A 17,228-nucleotide genomic window follows, 5' to 3' on the forward strand; every position below is an offset into this window, starting at 1 on the left:
GACGCAAAGATCGCTGGGGCCGCTTTGCGGCCCTATCGCGGCACAAGGCCGCTCCTACACGTTCGGCATATATTTCGATTACGGGTATCCCTTCCATGCACGACAACCTCAAGGACTACCCCCAGGTCCGCCAACTGGCCATCCGCTCGCTGTTCGAGATCATCGAGCAGTCCAGCGAAGGCACGGTGATCGTCGACCGCCAGGCGCGCATCGTCTGGATGAACGAGCGCTATGCCCGCCGTTTCGGCCTGCAGGATGCCGCCAGCGCCATCGGCCAGCCCTGCGAGGCGGTGATCCCCGGCAGCCTGATGCGCGAGGTGGTGAGCAACGGCAAGCCGATCCTGCTGGACATGCTCGACACGCCGAACGAGCCGCTGGTGGTGATGCGCCTGCCGATCCACGACGGCCAGGGCGCGCTGATCGGTGCCATCGGCTTTGCCCTGTTCGACGAACTGCGCAGCCTGTCGCCGCTGCTCAAGCGCTATGCCAGCATGCAGCAGGAACTGGCCTCGACCCGCTCGCAGCTGCGTGCGCGCCAGGCCCGCTACAGCTTCGCCCAGTTCGTCGGCAGCAGCCCTGCCTGCCTAGAGGCCAAGCGCCGCGCCCGCCGCGGCGCGACCAGCGACTCGCCGGTGCTGCTGCTCGGCGAGACCGGCACCGGCAAGGAGCTGCTGGCCCACGCCATCCATGCCGCCTCGGCGCGGGCGCACAAGGCGTTTGTCAGCATCAACAGCGCGGCGATCCCCGAAGCGTTGCTGGAGGCCGAGTTCTTCGGCACCGCCCCCGGCGCCTTCACCGGCGCCGACCGCAAGGGCCGCAGCGGCAAGCTGCAACTGGCCGAAGGCGGCACCTTGTTCCTCGACGAGATCGGCGACATGCCCCTGGCCCTGCAGAGCAAATTGTTGCGTGTGCTGCAGGAGAAGGAATACGAGCCGGTGGGCAGCAACCAGATGCTGCGCAGCGACGTGCGGATCATTGCCGCCACCTCCATCGACCTGCAGGCGGCCATGGCCCGGGGGGCGTTTCGTGCCGACCTGTACTACCGGCTGAACGTGCTGCCGGTGCAGGTGCCACCGCTGCGCGAACGCCTGGAAGACCTGCCGGCGCTGTGCGAGGCGATCCTCGCCGAGTTGGGCAGCCAATATGAGCTGGAGGCCGAGGCCCAGGCATTGTTGGGGCGGCATGCCTGGCCCGGGAATATCCGAGAACTGCGTAATGTGCTGGAACGGGCGACCTTGCTGGCGGATCAGCCGCGCTTGAATGTGTCGGACTTGGTCAGTGCATTGGGGCCGTTGAGCCCGGTGGCCGAGACAGCGCCGCAATTGGGGTACCGGGAGGCCTGCGCGCAGTTTGAACGCGGGCTGATTGTGCAGGCCTTGGCACGCAGTGGCGGGAATGTGCCGGAGGCGGCAAAGGCATTGGGATTGGGGCGCTCGACGCTGTACAAGAAAATGGTGGTGCTGGGGATACTGTCTCAATAAAGAGATTTAAGTTTCATAATAGAGACTGTTGCGAGGGCTTCGCCCTCGATCGCGGGGCAAGCCCGCTCCTACAGGGATTGGTGATACTCGCAAATACACCGCCCCCTGTAGGAGCGGGCTTGTCCCGCGATGGCCTTCAGCCCATATGCATCTCTAAACAGAGACAAAAAAAACAGCAAAAGAACATTTATTCAATAAAATCAATTAGTTATAAGCATGGCACGATTCCCGCTATCTCCCCGGCAACCATAAAAACAACACCCTGGAGATCCCCCTCGATGACCGTGCTCATCGCCCTCGCTGCCCTGGCCCTGCTGATGCTCGCCGCCTACCGCGGCTACAGCGTAATCCTCTTCGCCCCCATCGCCGCCCTCGGCGCCGTGCTGCTCACCGACCCTGCCGCCGTGGCCCCGGCCTTTACCGGGGTGTTCATGGAGAAAATGGTCGGCTTCATCAAGCTGTACTTCCCGGTGTTCCTGCTCGGCGCCGTGTTCGGCAAGCTGATCGAACTGTCGGGCTTCTCACGCTCGATCGTCGCTGCCGCCATCCGCCTGCTTGGCACCCGCCAGGCCATGCTGGTGATCGTGCTGGTCTGCGCCCTGCTCACCTACGGCGGCGTGTCGCTGTTCGTGGTGGTGTTCGCGGTGTACCCGTTCGCCGCCGAGATGTTCCGCCAGAGCAACATCCCCAAACGGCTGATCCCGGCGACCATCGCCCTGGGCGCGTTCTCCTTCACCATGGACGCCCTGCCCGGCACCCCGCAGATCCAGAACATCATTCCCAGCACCTTCTTCAACACCACCGCCTGGGCCGCGCCCTGGCTGGGGCTGATCGGCACGCTGTTCGTGTTCTGCGCCGGCATGCTCTACCTGCAACGCCAGCGCAACAAGGCCCAGCGCAAAGGCGAAGGCTACGGCAGCAACCTGCGCAACGAGCCGGAAACCGCCGACGATATCGCCCTGCCCAACCCCTGGCTGGCCCTGGCGCCACTGCTGCTGGTGGGGGTGATGAACCTGCTGTTCACCCACTGGATCCCGCAGTGGTACGGGACCAGTCACACCCTGCAGTTGCCGGGCATGGCCACGCCGGTGCACAGCGACGTGGCCAAGCTCACGGCGATCTGGGCGGTGCAGGCGGCCCTGCTGGTGGGCATCCTGATGGTGCTGGTGTGTGCCTTCGGCACCATTCGCCAGCGCCTGGCTGAAGGCACCAAGAGCGCGGTGAGCGGCGCCCTGCTGGCGGCGATGAACACCGCCTCGGAATACGGTTTCGGCGCGGTGATCGCCTCGCTGCCGGGCTTCCTGGTCCTGGCCGACGCCCTGCGCGGCATCCCCAACCCGCTGGTCAACGAAGCCATCACCGTCACCCTGCTGGCCGGCATCACCGGCTCCGCCTCCGGCGGCATGAGCATCGCCCTGGCGGCCATGAGCGACAGTTTCATCGCCGCCGCCAACGCGGCGAACATCCCGCTGGAGGTGCTGCACCGGGTCGCCGCCATGGCCAGCGGCGGCATGGACACCCTGCCGCACAACGGCGCGGTGATCACCCTGCTGGCGGTTACCGGGCTGACCCACCGCGAGGCCTACAAGGACATCTTCGGTATTACCCTGATCAAGACCCTGGCCGTGTTCGTGGTCATCGCCACGTTCTACGCTACCGGCATCGTATGAAGGAGAACGGCATGACGCTCAAAGGCAAGACCGCACTGGTCACCGGTTCCACCAGCGGCATCGGCTTGGGAATAGCCCAGGTGCTGGCCGAGGCCGGCGCCGACATCCTGCTCAACGGCTTTGGCGACCCGGCGGCCGCCATTGCCGAGATCAGGCAGCACGGGGTCAAGGTGGCCCACCACCCCGCCGACCTGTCCGACGTCGCGCAGATCGAACAGATGTTCGCCATGGCCGGGCGCGAGTTCGGCGCGGTCGATATCCTGGTCAACAACGCCGGCATCCAGCATGTGGCACCGGTCGAACAGTTTCCGGTGGAGGCCTGGGACAAGATCATCGCGCTGAACCTGTCGGCGGTGTTCCACGGCAGCCGTCTGGTGCTGCCAGGCATGCGCGCGCGGGGCTGGGGGCGGATTGTCAACATTGCCTCGGTGCACGGCCTGGTGGGCTCCACCGGCAAGGCCGCCTACGTCGCCGCCAAGCATGGCGTGGTCGGCCTGACCAAGGTCATCGGCCTGGAGACCGCCACCAGCAATGTCACCTGCAACGCCATCTGCCCGGGCTGGGTGCTGACCCCGCTGGTGCAGAAGCAGATCGACGACCGTGCCGCCAACGGTGGCGACGCGCAGCAGGCGCGGCACGACCTGCTGGCCGAGAAGCAGCCTTCGCTGGCCTTCGTCACGCCCCGGCATCTCGGCGAGCTGGTGTTGTTCCTGTGCAGCGAGGCCGGCAGCCAGGTGCGTGGCGCCGCCTGGAACGTCGATGGCGGCTGGCTGGCCCAGTAAGCGTCTAGAATGATGGTCGGGGTTGCGCATTCTCTGTGTGTAGGAGCGGCCTTGCGCCGCGAAAGGGCCGCAAAGCGGCCCCGGCGATCGATGATGTGACACCAATGGTTGGGGGGCTGCGATGCAGCCCTTTCGCGGCACAAGGCCGCTCCTACAGGGGGAGCGCAAGCCCTGAAGAAGCTTGTTGATCAGCAATCACCGAGGGTCCCGGCATGAACGACGTACTCTGGCGCCCCTCCACCTCCCGCATCGAAGCGAGCCGGATGGAAGCCTTCCGCCGCCGGGTCAACCGGCGCTTCAATCTCCAGCTCGACAGCTACGCCGCCCTGCACCGCTGGAGCATCGAGCAGCGCCCGCAGTTCTGGCAGGCCCTGGCCGAGTACTTCCATGTGCGCTGGCACACGCCACCGACGAGCATCCTCGAGGAAGGCGAGCACATGGCCGACGCTCGCTGGTTCCGCGGCGCCACCCTGAACGTCGCCGAGCATCTGCTGCAGCGCCGCGACGACCGCCCCGCCGTGGTGGCCGTGCGCGAGGACGGCACTCGCCACCGCCTCACCCACAACCAGCTGGCCGCCCAGGTCGCCGGACTGCAACAGGCCTTCAGGCAGGCTGGCATCCAGCCCGGCGACCGTATCGCCGCGGTAATGCCCAATACCTGGGAAACCCTGGTGGCCATGCTCGCGGCCACCAGCCTCGGTGCGGTCTGGTCCAGCTGTTCACCGGAGTTCGGCAGCCACGGCATCATCGACCGTTTCGGCCAGATCGCGCCCAGGCTGCTGGTGGCCTGCGCCGGTTATCAATATGCCGGGAAGGTCATCGACCAGGTGGAGAAAATCAACCAGGTCGTGGCCCAGCTACCGAGCGTCAAGCAGTTGCTGGTGGTGCCGCATACCCGACCGCAGACCCGCACCGATGAGTTCATCGGCGCGCCGACGAACCTGTGGGCCGATTACTTCACGCCCGGCGGGACGCCGATCTTCACCGCGCTATCCTTCGATCATCCGCTCTATATCCTGTACTCCAGCGGCACCACCGGCGTGCCCAAGTGCATCGTCCACCGTGCCGGCGGCGTGCTGCTGCAACACCTCAAGGAACATGGCCTGCACAACGACCTCAAGGCCGACGACGTGCTGTTCTACTACACCACCTGCGGCTGGATGATGTGGAACTGGCTGGCCAGCGGCCTGGCGGTCGGCGCCACCCTGGTGCTGTACGACGGCTCGCCGTTCCACCCAGGCCCCGCGCGCCTGCTCGACCTGATCGACGCCGAAGGGATCCATGCCTTCGGCACCAGCGCCAAATACCTTGCCGCCCTGGAACAGGCCGGTGTCGAACCGGCCAAGTCCCACCGCCTCGACAGCCTGCGGCTGATTCTCTCCACCGGCTCGCCCCTGTCACCGCACAGCTACGACTATGTCTATGCCAAGGTGAAGCCCGACGTGTGCCTGGCGTCCATGTCCGGTGGCACCGATATCGTCGCCTGCTTCGTGCTCGGCAACCCGCTGCTGCCGGTGCGCCGTGGGGAAATCGCCGGCAAGGGCCTGGGCATGGCGGTGGATGTTTGGAACGAACAGCGACAGTCGATCAGCGGCGAGAAAGGCGAGCTGGTCTGTACCCAACCCTTCCCTTCGATGCCGCTTGGCTTCTGGGGCGACGACGATGGCAGCCGCTACCATGAGGCGTATTTCAGCCAGTTCGAGGGCATCTGGTGCCAGGGCGACTATGCCGAGCAGATACCCGGCGGTGGCCTGGTGATCCACGGCCGTTCCGACGCCGTGCTCAACCCCGGCGGCGTGCGCATCGGCACCGCGGAGATCTATCGCCAGGTGGAAAAGGTCGAGGAAGTGCTGGAGAGCGTGGCCATCGGCCAGGACTGGCACGGCGACGTGCGCGTGGTGCTGTTCGTGCGCCTGCGCGACGGCCTGCAACTGGACGATGCCCTGCGCCAGCGTATCCGCCAGGTGATCCGCCAGTACACCACGCCGCGCCATGTGCCGGCGGTGATCGCCCAGGTCGACGACATCCCGCGCACCCTCAGCGGCAAGCTGGTGGAACTGGCGATCCGCAATGTGGTGCATGGCCTGCCGGTGAAGAACACCGATGCCCTGGCCAACCCCGAGGCGCTGGAGCAGTTCCACGACCGTGCGGAATTAAGGTAACTGGAGAACCTCGTGGGAGCCGCGCTGCCCCAGGTTCTCCGACATCAGGCATAATGTCGGCTTTTTGCCCTGAAGCACAGGTACCCCAATGAAAGCCCAAGCCCGCCATATCCTGGTCAAGACCGCTGACGAAGCCGAAAAGCTCAAGCAGCGCATCGCCAACGGCGAGGCCTTCGACGTGCTGGCGAAGAAATTCTCCACCTGCCCGTCCGGCAAGCGCGGCGGCGACCTGGGCGAAGTGCGCCCTGGCCAGCTGGTCGGCGCCATCGACCAGGTGATCTTCAAGAAGCCCCTGCGCGTGGTGCACGGGCCGATCAAGAGCAAGTTCGGTTATCACCTGGTGCAGACGTTCTACCGCGACTGACAGGCGGCGGCCACTGGCTACCTGACATTTCTGCCAGTTGTGCCCCTCTCCCAGACCTCTATACAACCGGGTTGAGCCTGCATGCGCTGCGGGCCTTCCCGGAACCATGGAGGTCTACCCATGCGAACGCGCCTGCTGCTGACTCTCGCCACCCTGCCCCTGCTGAACGTGCCCACCGCCCAGGCGGCCTGCAGCTTCACCGCCGGAGCAGGTGACGATACGTACATCTGCGACAGCGGCACAGCAGCCACGTTGATTGACACCAATGGCAACAACAGCCTGGGCGTGCCAGTCGGTGGGACAGGCCTCATTACTGGCGATGTGACCTTCGGCGCCGGTGCGGACCGTATCGACATGGCCTCCGGCAGCATCGGCGGCAACGTCGACCAGGGTTCGGGCATCGACGACCTCAAGATCAGCGGTGGCGTAATCGAGGGCAACCTCAACCAGGGCGATGGCCTGGATACCTTCCGCATGACCGGTGGCTGGATCAAAGGCACCTTCGACAGCGGCGACCATGCCGAAATGAACGCCGGGCGAATCGGCAACGTCAACATGCGCCTGGACGAAAACACCTTCATCATGCGCGGCGGCGTGATCGACCGGAACATCATCACGGCCTTCGACAAGGACTATGTGGAGATCTTCGACGGCGCCGTGGGTGGCAATATCAGCGTCAGTGGCGGCGACGACCGGGTGCTGGTGCATGGCGGCCGAATTGGCGGCGATGTGTTGCTCAGCACGGGCAATGATGCCTTCACCTGGGACGGTGGGCACATTGCAGGTCAAGTGGACCTGGGCCCCGGCGATGATACGGCTCTCCTCAAGGGACTGGACCAGCATGTACTGATCATCCCGCTCGACGGCGGCACAGGCAACGATACGTTGACCTTCAACGCCAGCCGGAGCACCGGGGGCGGCCAGTACCTGAACTGGGAGCGGATTGCGCTGAACGCGGGTAGCCACCTGGAGCTGACCGACACCTTGCGCCTCGGCGATGCGGATACCGGTCGTGGCACATTGAGCATCGATGCCGACAGCACCCTCGTTTCCCGGCAAGGCATCATCTCTGCCGTTGCCACAGGCCAGCCGGCGACTGTGAGCAATGCCGGCACCATTGACCTCGGCACGGGCCAGAACAAGCTCGGCACGTTGACGATCCAAGGCAACTACGAAGGCGCCAACGGCACCCTGCGCCTCAACAGCCAGCTGGCTGGGGACGATGCGGCTTCCGACCGTCTGGTGGTCAGCCAGGGCGCCATCACCGGCAGCACCCGGTTACTCGTCAACAACCTCGGTGGCACCGGCGCCGCCACCACCCAGAACGGCATCCAGGTGGTCGAGGCCCGCGACGGTGCCACCAGCAGCGCCAACGCCTTCGTGCAGACCCAGACACTCTCGGCCGGCGCCTACGACTACCGCCTGTTCAAAGGCGGCGTGACTGCGGGTAGCGAGAACAGCTGGTACCTGCGCTCGACACTGGTCGCGCCACCTGCGCCCGCGCCGGGTGAGCCGCCCGTTACACCGCCCGTGCCGGCGCCGGCGCCCGGTCAACCCGATCTTCCCGACCCGGTGGCCGGCGAGAGCGTGCCGCTGTACCGCCCGGAAGTGCCCGTGTATGCCGCGGCCCCTCGAGGCGCCGCGATCATCGCCCGCCAGGCCCTGGGCACCTTCCACCAGCGCCAGGGCGACCAGCGGTTGCTGGCTGGCCAGGGCGCATTGCCGGCCAGTTGGGGCCAGGCCTATGGCGGCGCATTGCGCCAGCGCTGGAGCGGTACCGTCAGCCCGAGCCTGGATGGCGACCTGCAGGGCTTCAAGGTGGGCCAGGACCTCTATGCCACGGTCAGTGACAATGGCTATCGCCAGCAGATGGGCGTGTACGTCGGCCACAGCCGGCTGGACGCTGACGTCAAAGGCTTTGCCCTGGCCGTGGAAGACCGCCGCGTCGGCGACCTGGTGCTCGATGGCAAGAGCGTCGGCGTCTACTGGACGCTGGTCGCGCCGCAAGGCGGGTACCTCGACACGGTCGTCCAGTACACCGACCTCGATGGCCGGGCGCGCTCGGACCGCGGCGGCAAGCTGGAGCTTGACGGCCATGCCTGGAGCGCGTCGGTTGAGTCCGGCTTGCCGATTGCCTTGTTCGAGCGCTGGAGCCTGGAGCCGCAAGCGCAGCTGATCGCCCAGAAGACCTCACTGGACAGCGCCAGCGACGGCGTCTCACGCATCAGCCATGACGCCCAGGTGGAATTGACCGGTCGCCTTGGCGTGCGCCTGGAAGGCACTTTCAAGGTCAGCGGCGATCGCCTGCTACAACCTTACGCACAACTAAACCTGTGGCATGGCGACGGCGGTCGCGACACCTTGACCTTCGATGGCGTGGACAGGATCAAGACCGACTACCGTTACACCTCGGCGCAACTCGAAGGCGGCCTGGTGGCCCAGGTCAACCGGGCCTTGAGCCTGCACGGCGGCATGCAATACACCAGCAACCTGGATAGCCGCCAGCAGGAAGCCAGCGGCGTGAACCTGGGCGTACGCTGGCAGTTCTAGCGCCGTGCGGCGAGCAGGCCGATACCGGCGCAGCCGAGCAGCGACGCGCTGATCCGATTGAACAGCCGCCGTGGCCCGGGCCGCTCGAACCAGCGCTGCAGGTAGGCGCCAAGCCCCGCGTAGATGGCGATGGCCGCCCACTCCAGCAGCAGGAACAGCACGCCCAGTTGCAGGAACTGTTCGCTCACCGGCGTGGCGCTGCCCATCGAGACGAACTGCGGCAGGAAGGCGGTGAAGATCAGAATGGCCTTGGGGTTGCCCGCCGCCACCCAGAACTCCTGGCGCGCCAGTTTCCAGGTGCCGCGCGGCTGCTCGCCAGCCACCGCCGTCTCGCCGACCGGCGCTCGCCACAGCTGCCAGGCGATATAGAACAGATAGCCCGCGCCCAGCACCTTGATCGCCAGGAACAGGTACTCGCTGGTGTGCAGCACCACGGCCAGGCCCATGGCCGCCAGGGCGATCATGCCGCTGAAGGCGAGCAGGCGCCCGCCGCCGGCCACGCAGGCGGTGCGCAGGCCATAGCGGCTGGCGTTGTGCAGGGACAGCAGGTTGTTGGGGCCCGGCGCCATGTTCAGGGCGAAACAGGCGGGGATGAACAGCAGCAGGCTCGACAGGTCCATTATTCTTCTCCAGCGGGGACCGTCGCAGCGTCGCGTCTGGCGGGCGTGCGCGTCAAGCACAGCGGCGCGGCAAATGGCCGGAACAGTAGGTAGACGCTAGACTGGCGCCCTGCGTCCATTTCCAGGCTCCCTCGACATGCCCCTTCCGAGCAGCGAAATCTGGCACGATCCGGCCTTGCCCTATGTCGAGAGCCGACGCGCCTGCCACAGCCGCGCCTGCTACAAGGCCCACAGCCACCCAAGCTTTTCCATCGGCGCGGTGGATGCCGGCCAGAGCCGCTTCACCGGGGCTGGCGACGGACAGGTGCGCCTGACGCCTGGCACCCTGGTGTTCGTGCCGGCCCAGCGGGTGCACGCCTGCAATCCCGAACCTGGGCAGGCCTGGAGCTACCAGATGCTGCACCTGGACGCCGACTGGCTGCGCTGCCTGTGCCTGGAGTCGGGGATCGCCGCCGACCAGCCCGGCGCAGCGGCCCGGATCAGCCGCTCGGCAGCGCTGTACCGGCAGTTCTGCGCGCTGAACACCCTGCTGTTTTCCAGGGCGACGGCGTTCGAGAAAGAGGCGGCACTGGTGGCTTTTCTTGGCGACAACGACTTCTCCATCCATCCGGACCTGCCACCTGCGCCACCCATGCCGCCTTCGACACTGCGCGACCTGCTGGCCCATGCCGAGGAGCAGGCGTTGGCCGAACTAAGCCTTGATGGCCTGGCACGGCTGGCGGGCATGGGGCGCTATCAATTGATCCGCTCCTTCAACATCGCCACCGGCATGACACCCCATGCCTACCTGCTCAACGCCCGGATAAACAAGGCCCGGCAACTGTTGCGCCAGGGCCGGCCGCTGGCTGAAGTCGCGTATCGCCTGGGCTTTGCCGACCAGAGTCACTTCCAGCGAGTGTTCAAGGCGCATGCGGGGGTAACGCCGGGGGCCTACCGCGCAGCCTTGCAATAATCTTCAATACCCGCCCTATTGCCCGGTCACAGACTACGGTTTCCTCGTTCTGGAAGCCCGCCCATGCAACTGTTCCTGCTCATCGCCACCGCCCACTTCCTCGCCCTGCTCTCCCCGGGTCCGGACTTCTTCCTGGTGGCCCGCACCTCGGCCAGCGCCGGTTGGCGGGTGGCCAGTGGCGCCTGCGCAGGCATCGCCCTGGCCAATGGCGTGTTCATCGGCGCGGCGTTCGCCGGGGTGTCGTTTCTGCGCGACGGCAGCCCGCTGTTCGTCGCCTTGCAACTGGCCGGCTGCGGCTACCTGCTGTACATCGGGCAACTGTTCCTGCGCCATGCTGGAAAGAGCGGCCTGACGGGGGCTTGCGCCAACGCTTCATCGCGCGCCAGAGGCTGGCTGAACAGCCTGGGCATGGGCTTCGCCTCGGGCATCCTCAACCCGAAGAACGCGCTGTTCTACGCCAGCCTGGCGAGCATGATCGCCAGCAGCAGCACCTTGGCCAAGCTGGCCTACGGCACCTGGATGTTCGCCATCGTCCTGGCCTGGGACCTGCTGGTGGCCGTGGCCATCGGCAATCAGCGGGTGCTGCGCCGCTTCGCCCGCGCCCTGCCCTGGCTGGAACGCGCCTCGGGGGTGATGCTGATCCTGCTCGCCAGCGGCGTGCTCATGCACCTGGCCCTGGGCTGAGCAACGTCAGCCCCCGCAGTTCGAGCAGGCTGAAATGGCCACGGCTCCAGCCGCCGGTGTCCAGGTGCCAGACATTGCCCAGCACCTTCACCTCCAGCACCGGCGTATGCCCGACCAGCAAGGCCCGCAGGCCCTTCACCGGCCGGCTGTCGCCCTCCTTCAGGCGCCGTCGCGACCACTGGCACACCTCGCGCACCTCGGGGTCATCCCCGGCCTGCAGGTTCACGCACAAACGCTCCCAGTCGTCGAACGGGCTGTCGGCGTGCAACAGCCCAACCGGACCGTCGGGTGTGTCGACCTGCAACGCGATCGGCAACCGCTCGAACACCTCGACGAATCGCGCTTGCTCAGTTTTCGGCAGGTCGAGGAACCAGCCGCCGCCGGCCGCCCGGTACATGTCCAGGTCGACCCGACCACCGCGCAGGTGATTGACCGCCAGCGACTCGTGGTTGCCCTGCACCGCGTGGAACCAGGGCTTGGCCAGCCATTCCAGCGCCTGCGGGCTGGCCGGCCCGCGGTCGACCAGATCGCCGACGCTGAACAGGCGGTCGACCGCTGGATCGAATTCGACAGCTTCGAGGCATACTTGCAAGCGCTCGAAGTGCCCGTGAATATCGCCCACGGCCAGGTCACGCCCGCGGGTATTGGCGGTTATCCGCCGAAAAGCGCTCATTGCATCAGTCCTCTGCTTATGCCCCGTACCGGCGTAAAATAGGCCGGCAAGCCGCCCCACCCCGGAGGTGCATCATGCGTACCACCCTGGCCAGCGCCCTGTTGCTGGTGCTGGCATTCGACAGCATGGCACAGGGCACCCCGACCGCGCAGGTCGAGGTGCGTTTCGACCACCCGGAAAAATTCCGCGATGCCAGCCTCGACAACCGCGGCTACCCCCAGGGCGCCGACCCGCAGGTGATGAAGGCCATCACCCAGCACCTGCAGAAGCTCGGCCAGCGCTACCTGCAGCCTGGCCAGCAACTGGTCATCGACATCCGCGACATCGACCTGGCCGGGCGTTTCGAGCCGTGGCACAGCCAGGCCTACGATGTGCGCTTCATGCGTGAGGTCACCTGGCCCAGCATCGACCTCGACTACACCCTCCAGCAGCCCGGGCAACCCGCGCTCAAAGCCCAGGAACACCTAAGCGACAAGATGTACCTCAGCCGCCCGGGACGTCTGGGCAGCAACGACCGGCTGTATGCGGAAAAGGCCATGCTTGGTGATTGGTTCCGTCAACGCTTCGCGCCGCCGTCCTGATCGTCACAACGCCAGCCGGCGCAGGGCGATGGGCGCGATCAGCCGATGGAACGGCGCCACCGGCAGCATATACAGGCGGCCCAGCCAGTTGTGCGTGCGCACCACGGTGCTGACCAGCACCTCGCACCGCCCGGGGGCCGTGGGGCGGCGCATCAAGGCAATATGCACGTCCAGGTGATGATCACAGTCGACCAGCAGCACCTCATTCACGCTGTTGCTGAGCAACGTGAAGATGCCCACCCGCTCTCCGGTTTGGTAGCTGTCCGGGGTGCGGGCCGGGTCGATGGCAGTCAACCGCCCCAGGTTCTTCAGCCCGAACAGCCCGACCAGGCGGTTGCGCAACACCATCATGTCGTCGATCCAGCCAGGCATGCTCGCCATCAGGCGCAGGAAGTGCGCCATGGCTGGCTGCCCATCGTCCGCCAGGTCGATTGCCCGGCAATGACGAAAGCCCGCCTGCGCGGCATGGGGGGCGATCAGCGAGTCGGCGGGGATGGCTGCGGCATGGGTCATTGTGGTCTCGTCCATGAAATCGACACATCGGCGCTGGGAGTCTGCGCCCGTCGATTGTATCCTCGTCAATCGACGACATGCCAAGGACGGATGCACCATGAGGATCTGCACACTGCGATCGGCGCCACAGACGGGCACTGCCGGGTTATCGGCCATATGAAATACGTGCTGGTGATCCTGGCCAGCTATGCCAGCGTCTGGTACCTGGTGGGCACCCTGATTCGCGGGCGCCTGGCCGATATCGCCGAAGGCCTTCGCCATCGCCCGGACGCCCCACCTCCAGGCCAGTACCTGCGAGAGGTCGAAGCCCACGCCCGCCGCGCCCACCGCCACTACAGCCTGTTCGCTGGCACGCTGCTGGCCCTCGCGTTGGCGCTGCTCTGCTTCTGGCTCGGCTGACGCCTAGAAATCCAGCGCCAGGCTCTGCCGCCCTTCCAGTGCCAGCAGGAACTGCTTGGCCGGCAGGCCGCCGGCGAAACCGGTGAGGCTACCCGAGGCACCAATCACCCGGTGGCATGGCGCGATGATCGAGATCGGGTTGCGCCCGTTGGCCGCGCCCACCGCTCGGACCGCATCAGGCTTGCCGATCTGCCTCGCGATCTCACCGTAGCTGCGGGTCTGGCCGAAGGGAATGGTCAACAGCGCCGCCCAGACCTCACGCTGGAACTCGGTGCCGGCGAAATCCAGTTGCAGCTCGAAGCGCTGGCGTTGCCCGGCAAAGTACTCGCCCAACTGGCGGGCAGTCTCGCGCAGCACGCCGTGCTGGTCATCACGGTGCAGGTCGCCCAGGCGCACCCGGTTTTCCCGCTCGTGCTCCCACAGCACGGCGGCCAGCCGCTCGCCCCGCGCCACCAGGGTCAGGGTGCCGACAGGCGATTGCATGAGGGTGAAGGAACAGGACATGACAGGCTCCGGCAAGACGACGATCACTGCACTGTACCCATCGCGGCGTGCCGGCGCATCCGCTTTCTTGCCAGGTCATCGCCACTGGCCAGCCTGGACCTGCGCCCCGTACACTCAGGCGCCACTCGTTTTTCAAAGGATGGAAACACAGTGACCGACGCATCGCCCGACATCGTCATCGAACGGTTTGCCGAGCAGCACTTGCAGGGCATCGCCGCGCTCTACAATGAACCGGCCGTGTGCCGCCAGGTACTGCAGATGCCCTATCAGTCCGTCGAGGTCTGGCGCGAACGCCTGGCCGCCTATCACGAACGCCAGGTCCGCCTGGTGGCGGTGCACCAAGGCCAGGTGATCGGCAATATCGGCCTCGACCAGAGCACACGCATCCGCCAGGCGCACCTGGGCGAGCTGCTCATGGGCGTTGCCCAGGCCTGGCAAGGCAAGGGCGTCGGCTCGCGGCTGATGACGGCCATCCTCGACATTGCCGACAACTGGATGAACCTGCGCCGGGTCCAGCTCACCGTCTACGCCGACAATGAACCGGCGCTGGCGCTGTATCGCAAGTTCGGCTTCGAGACCGAAGGCCGGCTGCGCGATTACGGCGTGCGTGACGGGGTGTACGTCGATGCGCTGTGCATGGCGCGGATGCGTCAGTCGTAGAACACCATGCCCGCGTAGGGTTTGACCCGACAGGCCGCCAGCCGCGACTGCAGATCGCCGACATGGGCTTCGAGCTGGTGGCCGTCCGGGTCGAGGAAGTACAGTGAGTCGCCCTCGCTGCTGTCCTGTTTCCACAGGCTCACAGCATGCTCATGCAAACGCTGGGCAAATGCCGCGAAATCGGTCTGGCGGATGGAAAATGCGTAGTGGGTGTAGTTGCGCTGCAAGTCGCCCGCCTCGATCTGGTCGACCGACAGGCACAACCAAAGGTCGCCCAGACTCAGGTAGGCACCACGGTCCCAACGTGCATCGAGCTTGAAGCCCAAGATCTGCTGATAGAACACGATGCTGTCCGGCAGGTTCGAAACAGCCAGGGTGAGATGGTTGAGTCCGTTCAACATGAGGGGCACCTGAGGTGAAGTGGGGCGGGATCGCTTCACGAGGCGCGATGGAAACTGGCGCGCCCCGCTAAGCTGCGATCATACCCGCGAACACATCAGCGCGGCATCGAGCAGGCGCCCCTTGTCATACCAGGCATCCCGCTGATACGCCGAGAACTGCTGCCGCCCGGCGGAGCCTTGAACCTTGACCAGCCCCTCGGCCTTGTTCGGGTCAGTGCTGGCGACAAATAGCTCCAGGGCGTCCTGGTTTTGCACGACATAGGTCGTGGCCGTGTCGGGAAGCTCGGCCTTGACGCAGTTCAGGTACTCCGGCGGGCTTTTCGCGGTCATGCCGAAGGTGTTGTCGCGGCCCGCACGGATATCGGGATCGTGTGCGCAGCCCACCAGCAACAGGCTGGCGGCCACTGCCATCATCAAACGGCTCATACAGACTCCAACCACCCCAGCAGGAAGCCCTGGACAGGGTCAGACACCTACCACCCTTTTTAATAGTCTGCTTACGATCTACAAGACTAGCTCCGGGTGATGGGCGCGGTAGGCCGGTTCGCTATATCGCATCGCTTTCAGGCCGGCCTGTCGATTCGGTAGAGCACGTGCGGCCGCAATGCATTGCCTTCAGGCACCGTCGGGTCGGGGAAGTCCTCCGCCGGATCCGAACGCATACCCAACCGCTCCATCAAAGCCCGCGACGGGGTGTTAATGCTGGAGGTGTAGCCGATGACCTGCCTTAGCCCAAGCGTTGACCACGCGTGCTCCAGACACGCGCTGGCCGCCTCGAAGGCGTACCCCTGCCGCCAGTGGCTGCGCCCGAGGATCCAGCCGATTTCGACCTGCGGGTCGCCCGGTATCTCATCCCCGGTCAGGGACAGGCCAAGCCCGCCGACCAGCGCGCCATCGACCTTGCGTTCGACGGCGACGAAACCGAAACCATGGACCTGCAGATGGTGATCGCAGTCCGCGAGCATCGACCGGGTTTCATCGGGAGACAGTATCGCGGGATAGTAGTAGCGCCTGACTTCGGGGTCGGCATTGACGAGGGCAAAAGCCTCGATGTCCCGCTCGGCCCAGGGGCGCAGGACAAGACGCGGTGTTTCGATGAACATGGGTAAACTGAAACTCCCTTCTACCATGCACTCCTCGCATCGCCCCGGGCAAAAAACCACCCGTTCGATGCCTGCAAGGCGAAGGAATCTAGCACAGTCACAGGATTGCAGACGCAAGACTCCGGTCATCGATCGGCCGGAGTCCATGCAGGTCAAGCGAACCCGATCAAGGTTTTCCGAACACGTAGAAACTCAGGTTGGCCGAACTCTTGCCGGCGGCGAACAAACCACGCAGATTGCTCATCGAAACGCTGCGAATGTTGAAGGTCTCCTGGGCGGAGTAGTTCGCATCGATACTGACGTACTGCAGGTTCTTGTCGCTGCCACCAGAGTAGTCCAGGCGCACCATGAACGTGCCCGCACCGGCGGTGGTCCTGAGGATGAAGGATTTGTACTGCTGGATCTGCGCTTCGACGAAGTTCGCGCCGGCCCGCTCTCCTTCCTTGCCCTTCACATCGCAACGACCGCTGCTCAGGTAGGTATAACCCGGAGGTACCTGAACATCGGCGGCCAGTTCTTCATCAAAAGCCTTTTGTTGCTGTGCCATGACTCATGCTCCTTATGAGTGGGACTTGCTTACCGCACGGGTGAGTGTACTAGCGTCCAGTGGATCGGCTGGTCCAGCAGACAAGCGGAACACTCAAACGAATACTTATTCGAATCAACAAACGCCCAGATAGATAAAGGGCCTGCCGTGAATGTTCAAAGGCCGGTATAAACTCCATGCCAAACAAGAAGGTTGCAGGAAGCAAAGCTACAGGCATCACCAGCGTGGGAGCGGGCTTGCCCCGCGATGCAGTGCATGGCACCACGAAGGTCACTCAGGGTCGTTTGTTGATCCGGACTGTCACGGCGCCGAAGAACATGAGCATCGAACCGACATACAGAAACACAAGATCAACGCCGGGGAACGCGGCCGTTCCTGCAAGCCAGGCGACCAACAGGCCCGCACCGACAATGCAGCGTTGCCGAGCGGTGAATCGCTCACTCGTGGCTTTTACACGGTCCATCCACGCCATCCACAGACTCCCGATCAGGTAAGCGGCGCAGCATATCACCCTGGCCACGCGCTACCACCTCGAGGTGAGCGCTAATCAATCAACCCTGAACCGAACGACCGCCGTGCGCC

20 protein-coding genes are annotated in these 17,228 nt (G+C 65.3%); 11 read left to right on the plus strand and 9 right to left on the minus strand.

Annotation, left to right across the window (positions count from 1 at the left end):
* Positions 1-95: 95 nt before the first annotated feature.
* The 6 genes from AC0MAZ_RS16680 (at position 96) to AC0MAZ_RS16705 (ending at position 9,009) form a co-directional block, all read left to right on the plus strand.
* Positions 96-1,481, plus strand: coding sequence for a sigma-54 interaction domain-containing protein (locus tag AC0MAZ_RS16680; RefSeq protein WP_232857617.1), 1,386 nt, complete (start codon positions 96-98; stop codon positions 1,479-1,481).
* A gap of 278 nt (positions 1,482-1,759) precedes the next feature.
* Complete coding sequence (locus AC0MAZ_RS16685) at positions 1,760-3,151, plus strand: GntP family permease (RefSeq protein WP_203646518.1); 1,392 nt, start codon at positions 1,760-1,762, stop codon at positions 3,149-3,151.
* An 11-nt stretch (positions 3,152-3,162) separates the two neighbouring features.
* Complete coding sequence (hbdH, locus tag AC0MAZ_RS16690) at positions 3,163-3,933, plus strand: 3-hydroxybutyrate dehydrogenase (RefSeq protein WP_475858620.1); 771 nt, start codon at positions 3,163-3,165, stop codon at positions 3,931-3,933.
* A gap of 212 nt (positions 3,934-4,145) precedes the next feature.
* A complete protein-coding gene (locus AC0MAZ_RS16695; RefSeq protein ID WP_475858623.1) occupies positions 4,146-6,095 on the plus strand; it encodes an acetoacetate--CoA ligase in 1,950 nt (649 codons plus the stop codon).
* An 88-nt stretch (positions 6,096-6,183) separates the two neighbouring features.
* Positions 6,184-6,459, plus strand: coding sequence for a peptidylprolyl isomerase (locus AC0MAZ_RS16700; protein ID WP_008095636.1), 276 nt, complete (start codon positions 6,184-6,186; stop codon positions 6,457-6,459).
* 120 nt (positions 6,460-6,579) lie between these two features.
* Positions 6,580-9,009 (plus strand): autotransporter family protein, encoded by a 2,430-nt coding sequence (locus AC0MAZ_RS16705; RefSeq protein ID WP_475858625.1) that lies wholly within the window; start codon positions 6,580-6,582, stop codon positions 9,007-9,009.
* Here AC0MAZ_RS16705 and AC0MAZ_RS16710 read toward each other — a convergent pair.
* Complete coding sequence (locus AC0MAZ_RS16710; RefSeq protein ID WP_232857624.1) at positions 9,006-9,629, minus strand: LysE family translocator; 624 nt, start codon at positions 9,627-9,629, stop codon at positions 9,006-9,008. The two genes, AC0MAZ_RS16705 and AC0MAZ_RS16710, sit on opposite strands and share 4 nt — an antisense overlap.
* 136 nt (positions 9,630-9,765) lie before the next feature.
* Between AC0MAZ_RS16710 and AC0MAZ_RS16715 the strand changes: the two genes are divergently transcribed.
* Both AC0MAZ_RS16715 and AC0MAZ_RS16720 read left to right on the plus strand, forming a co-directional pair.
* Positions 9,766-10,581, plus strand: coding sequence for an AraC family ligand binding domain-containing protein (locus AC0MAZ_RS16715; RefSeq protein ID WP_475858627.1), 816 nt, complete (start codon positions 9,766-9,768; stop codon positions 10,579-10,581).
* Positions 10,582-10,644: 63 nt separating this feature from the next.
* Entirely contained in the window at positions 10,645-11,265 is a 621-nt protein-coding gene (locus tag AC0MAZ_RS16720; protein WP_475858629.1) for a LysE family translocator, read from the plus strand.
* Here AC0MAZ_RS16720 and AC0MAZ_RS16725 read toward each other — a convergent pair.
* Positions 11,243-11,938, minus strand: coding sequence for a metallophosphoesterase (locus tag AC0MAZ_RS16725; protein ID WP_254463739.1), 696 nt, complete (start codon positions 11,936-11,938; stop codon positions 11,243-11,245). The two genes, AC0MAZ_RS16720 and AC0MAZ_RS16725, sit on opposite strands and share 23 nt — an antisense overlap.
* 74 nt (positions 11,939-12,012) lie before the next feature.
* Here AC0MAZ_RS16725 and AC0MAZ_RS16730 point away from each other — a divergent pair, with 74 nt between their 5' ends.
* Positions 12,013-12,519 (plus strand): DUF3016 domain-containing protein, encoded by a 507-nt coding sequence (locus tag AC0MAZ_RS16730; RefSeq protein WP_234561152.1) that lies wholly within the window; start codon positions 12,013-12,015, stop codon positions 12,517-12,519.
* Between the two features lie 3 nt (positions 12,520-12,522).
* Here AC0MAZ_RS16730 and AC0MAZ_RS16735 read toward each other — a convergent pair whose 3' ends face one another.
* The gene (locus tag AC0MAZ_RS16735; RefSeq protein WP_232857647.1) at positions 12,523-13,047 is read right to left on the minus strand and encodes a DUF2867 domain-containing protein; all 525 of its coding nucleotides are present in this window, start codon (positions 13,045-13,047) and stop codon (positions 12,523-12,525) included.
* 141 nt (positions 13,048-13,188) lie between these two features.
* Between AC0MAZ_RS16735 and AC0MAZ_RS16740 the strand changes: the two genes are divergently transcribed.
* Complete coding sequence (locus tag AC0MAZ_RS16740) at positions 13,189-13,431, plus strand: hypothetical protein (protein ID WP_203646606.1); 243 nt, start codon at positions 13,189-13,191, stop codon at positions 13,429-13,431.
* A 3-nt stretch (positions 13,432-13,434) separates the two neighbouring features.
* Here AC0MAZ_RS16740 and AC0MAZ_RS16745 read toward each other — a convergent pair whose 3' ends face one another.
* Complete coding sequence (locus AC0MAZ_RS16745; protein ID WP_475858631.1) at positions 13,435-13,935, minus strand: methylated-DNA--[protein]-cysteine S-methyltransferase; 501 nt, start codon at positions 13,933-13,935, stop codon at positions 13,435-13,437.
* A gap of 150 nt (positions 13,936-14,085) precedes the next feature.
* On the opposite strand from AC0MAZ_RS16745, the gene AC0MAZ_RS16750 reads away from it, so the two are divergent.
* The gene (locus tag AC0MAZ_RS16750; RefSeq protein ID WP_475858634.1) at positions 14,086-14,595 is read left to right on the plus strand and encodes a GNAT family N-acetyltransferase; all 510 of its coding nucleotides are present in this window, start codon (positions 14,086-14,088) and stop codon (positions 14,593-14,595) included.
* Here AC0MAZ_RS16750 and fos read toward each other — a convergent pair.
* The 5 genes from fos to AC0MAZ_RS16775 form a co-directional block, all read right to left on the minus strand.
* Positions 14,586-14,996 (minus strand): fosfomycin resistance glutathione transferase, encoded by a 411-nt coding sequence (gene fos, locus AC0MAZ_RS16755; RefSeq protein ID WP_254463748.1) that lies wholly within the window; start codon positions 14,994-14,996, stop codon positions 14,586-14,588. The two genes, AC0MAZ_RS16750 and fos, sit on opposite strands and share 10 nt — an antisense overlap.
* A 78-nt stretch (positions 14,997-15,074) precedes the next feature.
* A complete protein-coding gene (locus AC0MAZ_RS16760; protein WP_232857654.1) occupies positions 15,075-15,422 on the minus strand; it encodes a hypothetical protein in 348 nt (115 codons plus the stop codon).
* Between the two features lie 137 nt (positions 15,423-15,559).
* Entirely contained in the window at positions 15,560-16,099 is a 540-nt protein-coding gene (locus AC0MAZ_RS16765; protein ID WP_475858636.1) for a GNAT family N-acetyltransferase, read from the minus strand.
* A 166-nt stretch (positions 16,100-16,265) separates the two neighbouring features.
* A complete protein-coding gene (locus tag AC0MAZ_RS16770) occupies positions 16,266-16,646 on the minus strand; it encodes a hypothetical protein (RefSeq protein WP_050705403.1) in 381 nt (126 codons plus the stop codon).
* 274 nt (positions 16,647-16,920) lie between these two features.
* Entirely contained in the window at positions 16,921-17,118 is a 198-nt protein-coding gene (locus AC0MAZ_RS16775) for a hypothetical protein (protein WP_203646616.1), read from the minus strand.
* Positions 17,119-17,228: the final 110 nt, after the last annotated feature.

It is taken from the genome of Pseudomonas sp. A (assembly GCF_056270345.1).

What these genes read in the sequence shown, in the direction of transcription:
- AC0MAZ_RS16705 (WP_475858625.1), top strand. Translation starts at nt 6,580, where the DNA reads ATGCGAACGCGCCTGCTGCTGACTCTCGCCACCCTGCCCCTGCTGAAC.
- hbdH (WP_475858620.1), top strand. Translation starts at nt 3,163, where the DNA reads ATGACGCTCAAAGGCAAGACCGCACTGGTCACCGGTTCCACCAGCGGC.
- AC0MAZ_RS16700 (WP_008095636.1), top strand. Translation starts at nt 6,184, where the DNA reads ATGAAAGCCCAAGCCCGCCATATCCTGGTCAAGACCGCTGACGAAGCC.
- AC0MAZ_RS16775 (WP_203646616.1), bottom strand. Translation starts at nt 17,118, where the DNA reads ATGGCGTGGATGGACCGTGTAAAAGCCACGAGTGAGCGATTCACCGCT.
- AC0MAZ_RS16695 (WP_475858623.1), top strand. Translation starts at nt 4,146, where the DNA reads ATGAACGACGTACTCTGGCGCCCCTCCACCTCCCGCATCGAAGCGAGC.
- AC0MAZ_RS16710 (WP_232857624.1), bottom strand. Translation starts at nt 9,629, where the DNA reads ATGGACCTGTCGAGCCTGCTGCTGTTCATCCCCGCCTGTTTCGCCCTG.
- AC0MAZ_RS16760 (WP_232857654.1), bottom strand. Translation starts at nt 15,422, where the DNA reads ATGAGCCGTTTGATGATGGCAGTGGCCGCCAGCCTGTTGCTGGTGGGC.
- AC0MAZ_RS16730 (WP_234561152.1), top strand. Translation starts at nt 12,013, where the DNA reads ATGCGTACCACCCTGGCCAGCGCCCTGTTGCTGGTGCTGGCATTCGAC.
- AC0MAZ_RS16745 (WP_475858631.1), bottom strand. Translation starts at nt 13,935, where the DNA reads ATGTCCTGTTCCTTCACCCTCATGCAATCGCCTGTCGGCACCCTGACC.
- fos (WP_254463748.1), bottom strand. Translation starts at nt 14,996, where the DNA reads ATGTTGAACGGACTCAACCATCTCACCCTGGCTGTTTCGAACCTGCCG.
- AC0MAZ_RS16770 (WP_050705403.1), bottom strand. Translation starts at nt 16,646, where the DNA reads ATGGCACAGCAACAAAAGGCTTTTGATGAAGAACTGGCCGCCGATGTT.
- AC0MAZ_RS16740 (WP_203646606.1), top strand. Translation starts at nt 13,189, where the DNA reads ATGAAATACGTGCTGGTGATCCTGGCCAGCTATGCCAGCGTCTGGTAC.
- AC0MAZ_RS16735 (WP_232857647.1), bottom strand. Translation starts at nt 13,047, where the DNA reads ATGGACGAGACCACAATGACCCATGCCGCAGCCATCCCCGCCGACTCG.
- AC0MAZ_RS16765 (WP_475858636.1), bottom strand. Translation starts at nt 16,099, where the DNA reads ATGTTCATCGAAACACCGCGTCTTGTCCTGCGCCCCTGGGCCGAGCGG.
- AC0MAZ_RS16720 (WP_475858629.1), top strand. Translation starts at nt 10,645, where the DNA reads ATGCAACTGTTCCTGCTCATCGCCACCGCCCACTTCCTCGCCCTGCTC.
- AC0MAZ_RS16725 (WP_254463739.1), bottom strand. Translation starts at nt 11,938, where the DNA reads ATGAGCGCTTTTCGGCGGATAACCGCCAATACCCGCGGGCGTGACCTG.
- AC0MAZ_RS16715 (WP_475858627.1), top strand. Translation starts at nt 9,766, where the DNA reads ATGCCCCTTCCGAGCAGCGAAATCTGGCACGATCCGGCCTTGCCCTAT.
- AC0MAZ_RS16680 (WP_232857617.1), top strand. Translation starts at nt 96, where the DNA reads ATGCACGACAACCTCAAGGACTACCCCCAGGTCCGCCAACTGGCCATC.
- AC0MAZ_RS16685 (WP_203646518.1), top strand. Translation starts at nt 1,760, where the DNA reads ATGACCGTGCTCATCGCCCTCGCTGCCCTGGCCCTGCTGATGCTCGCC.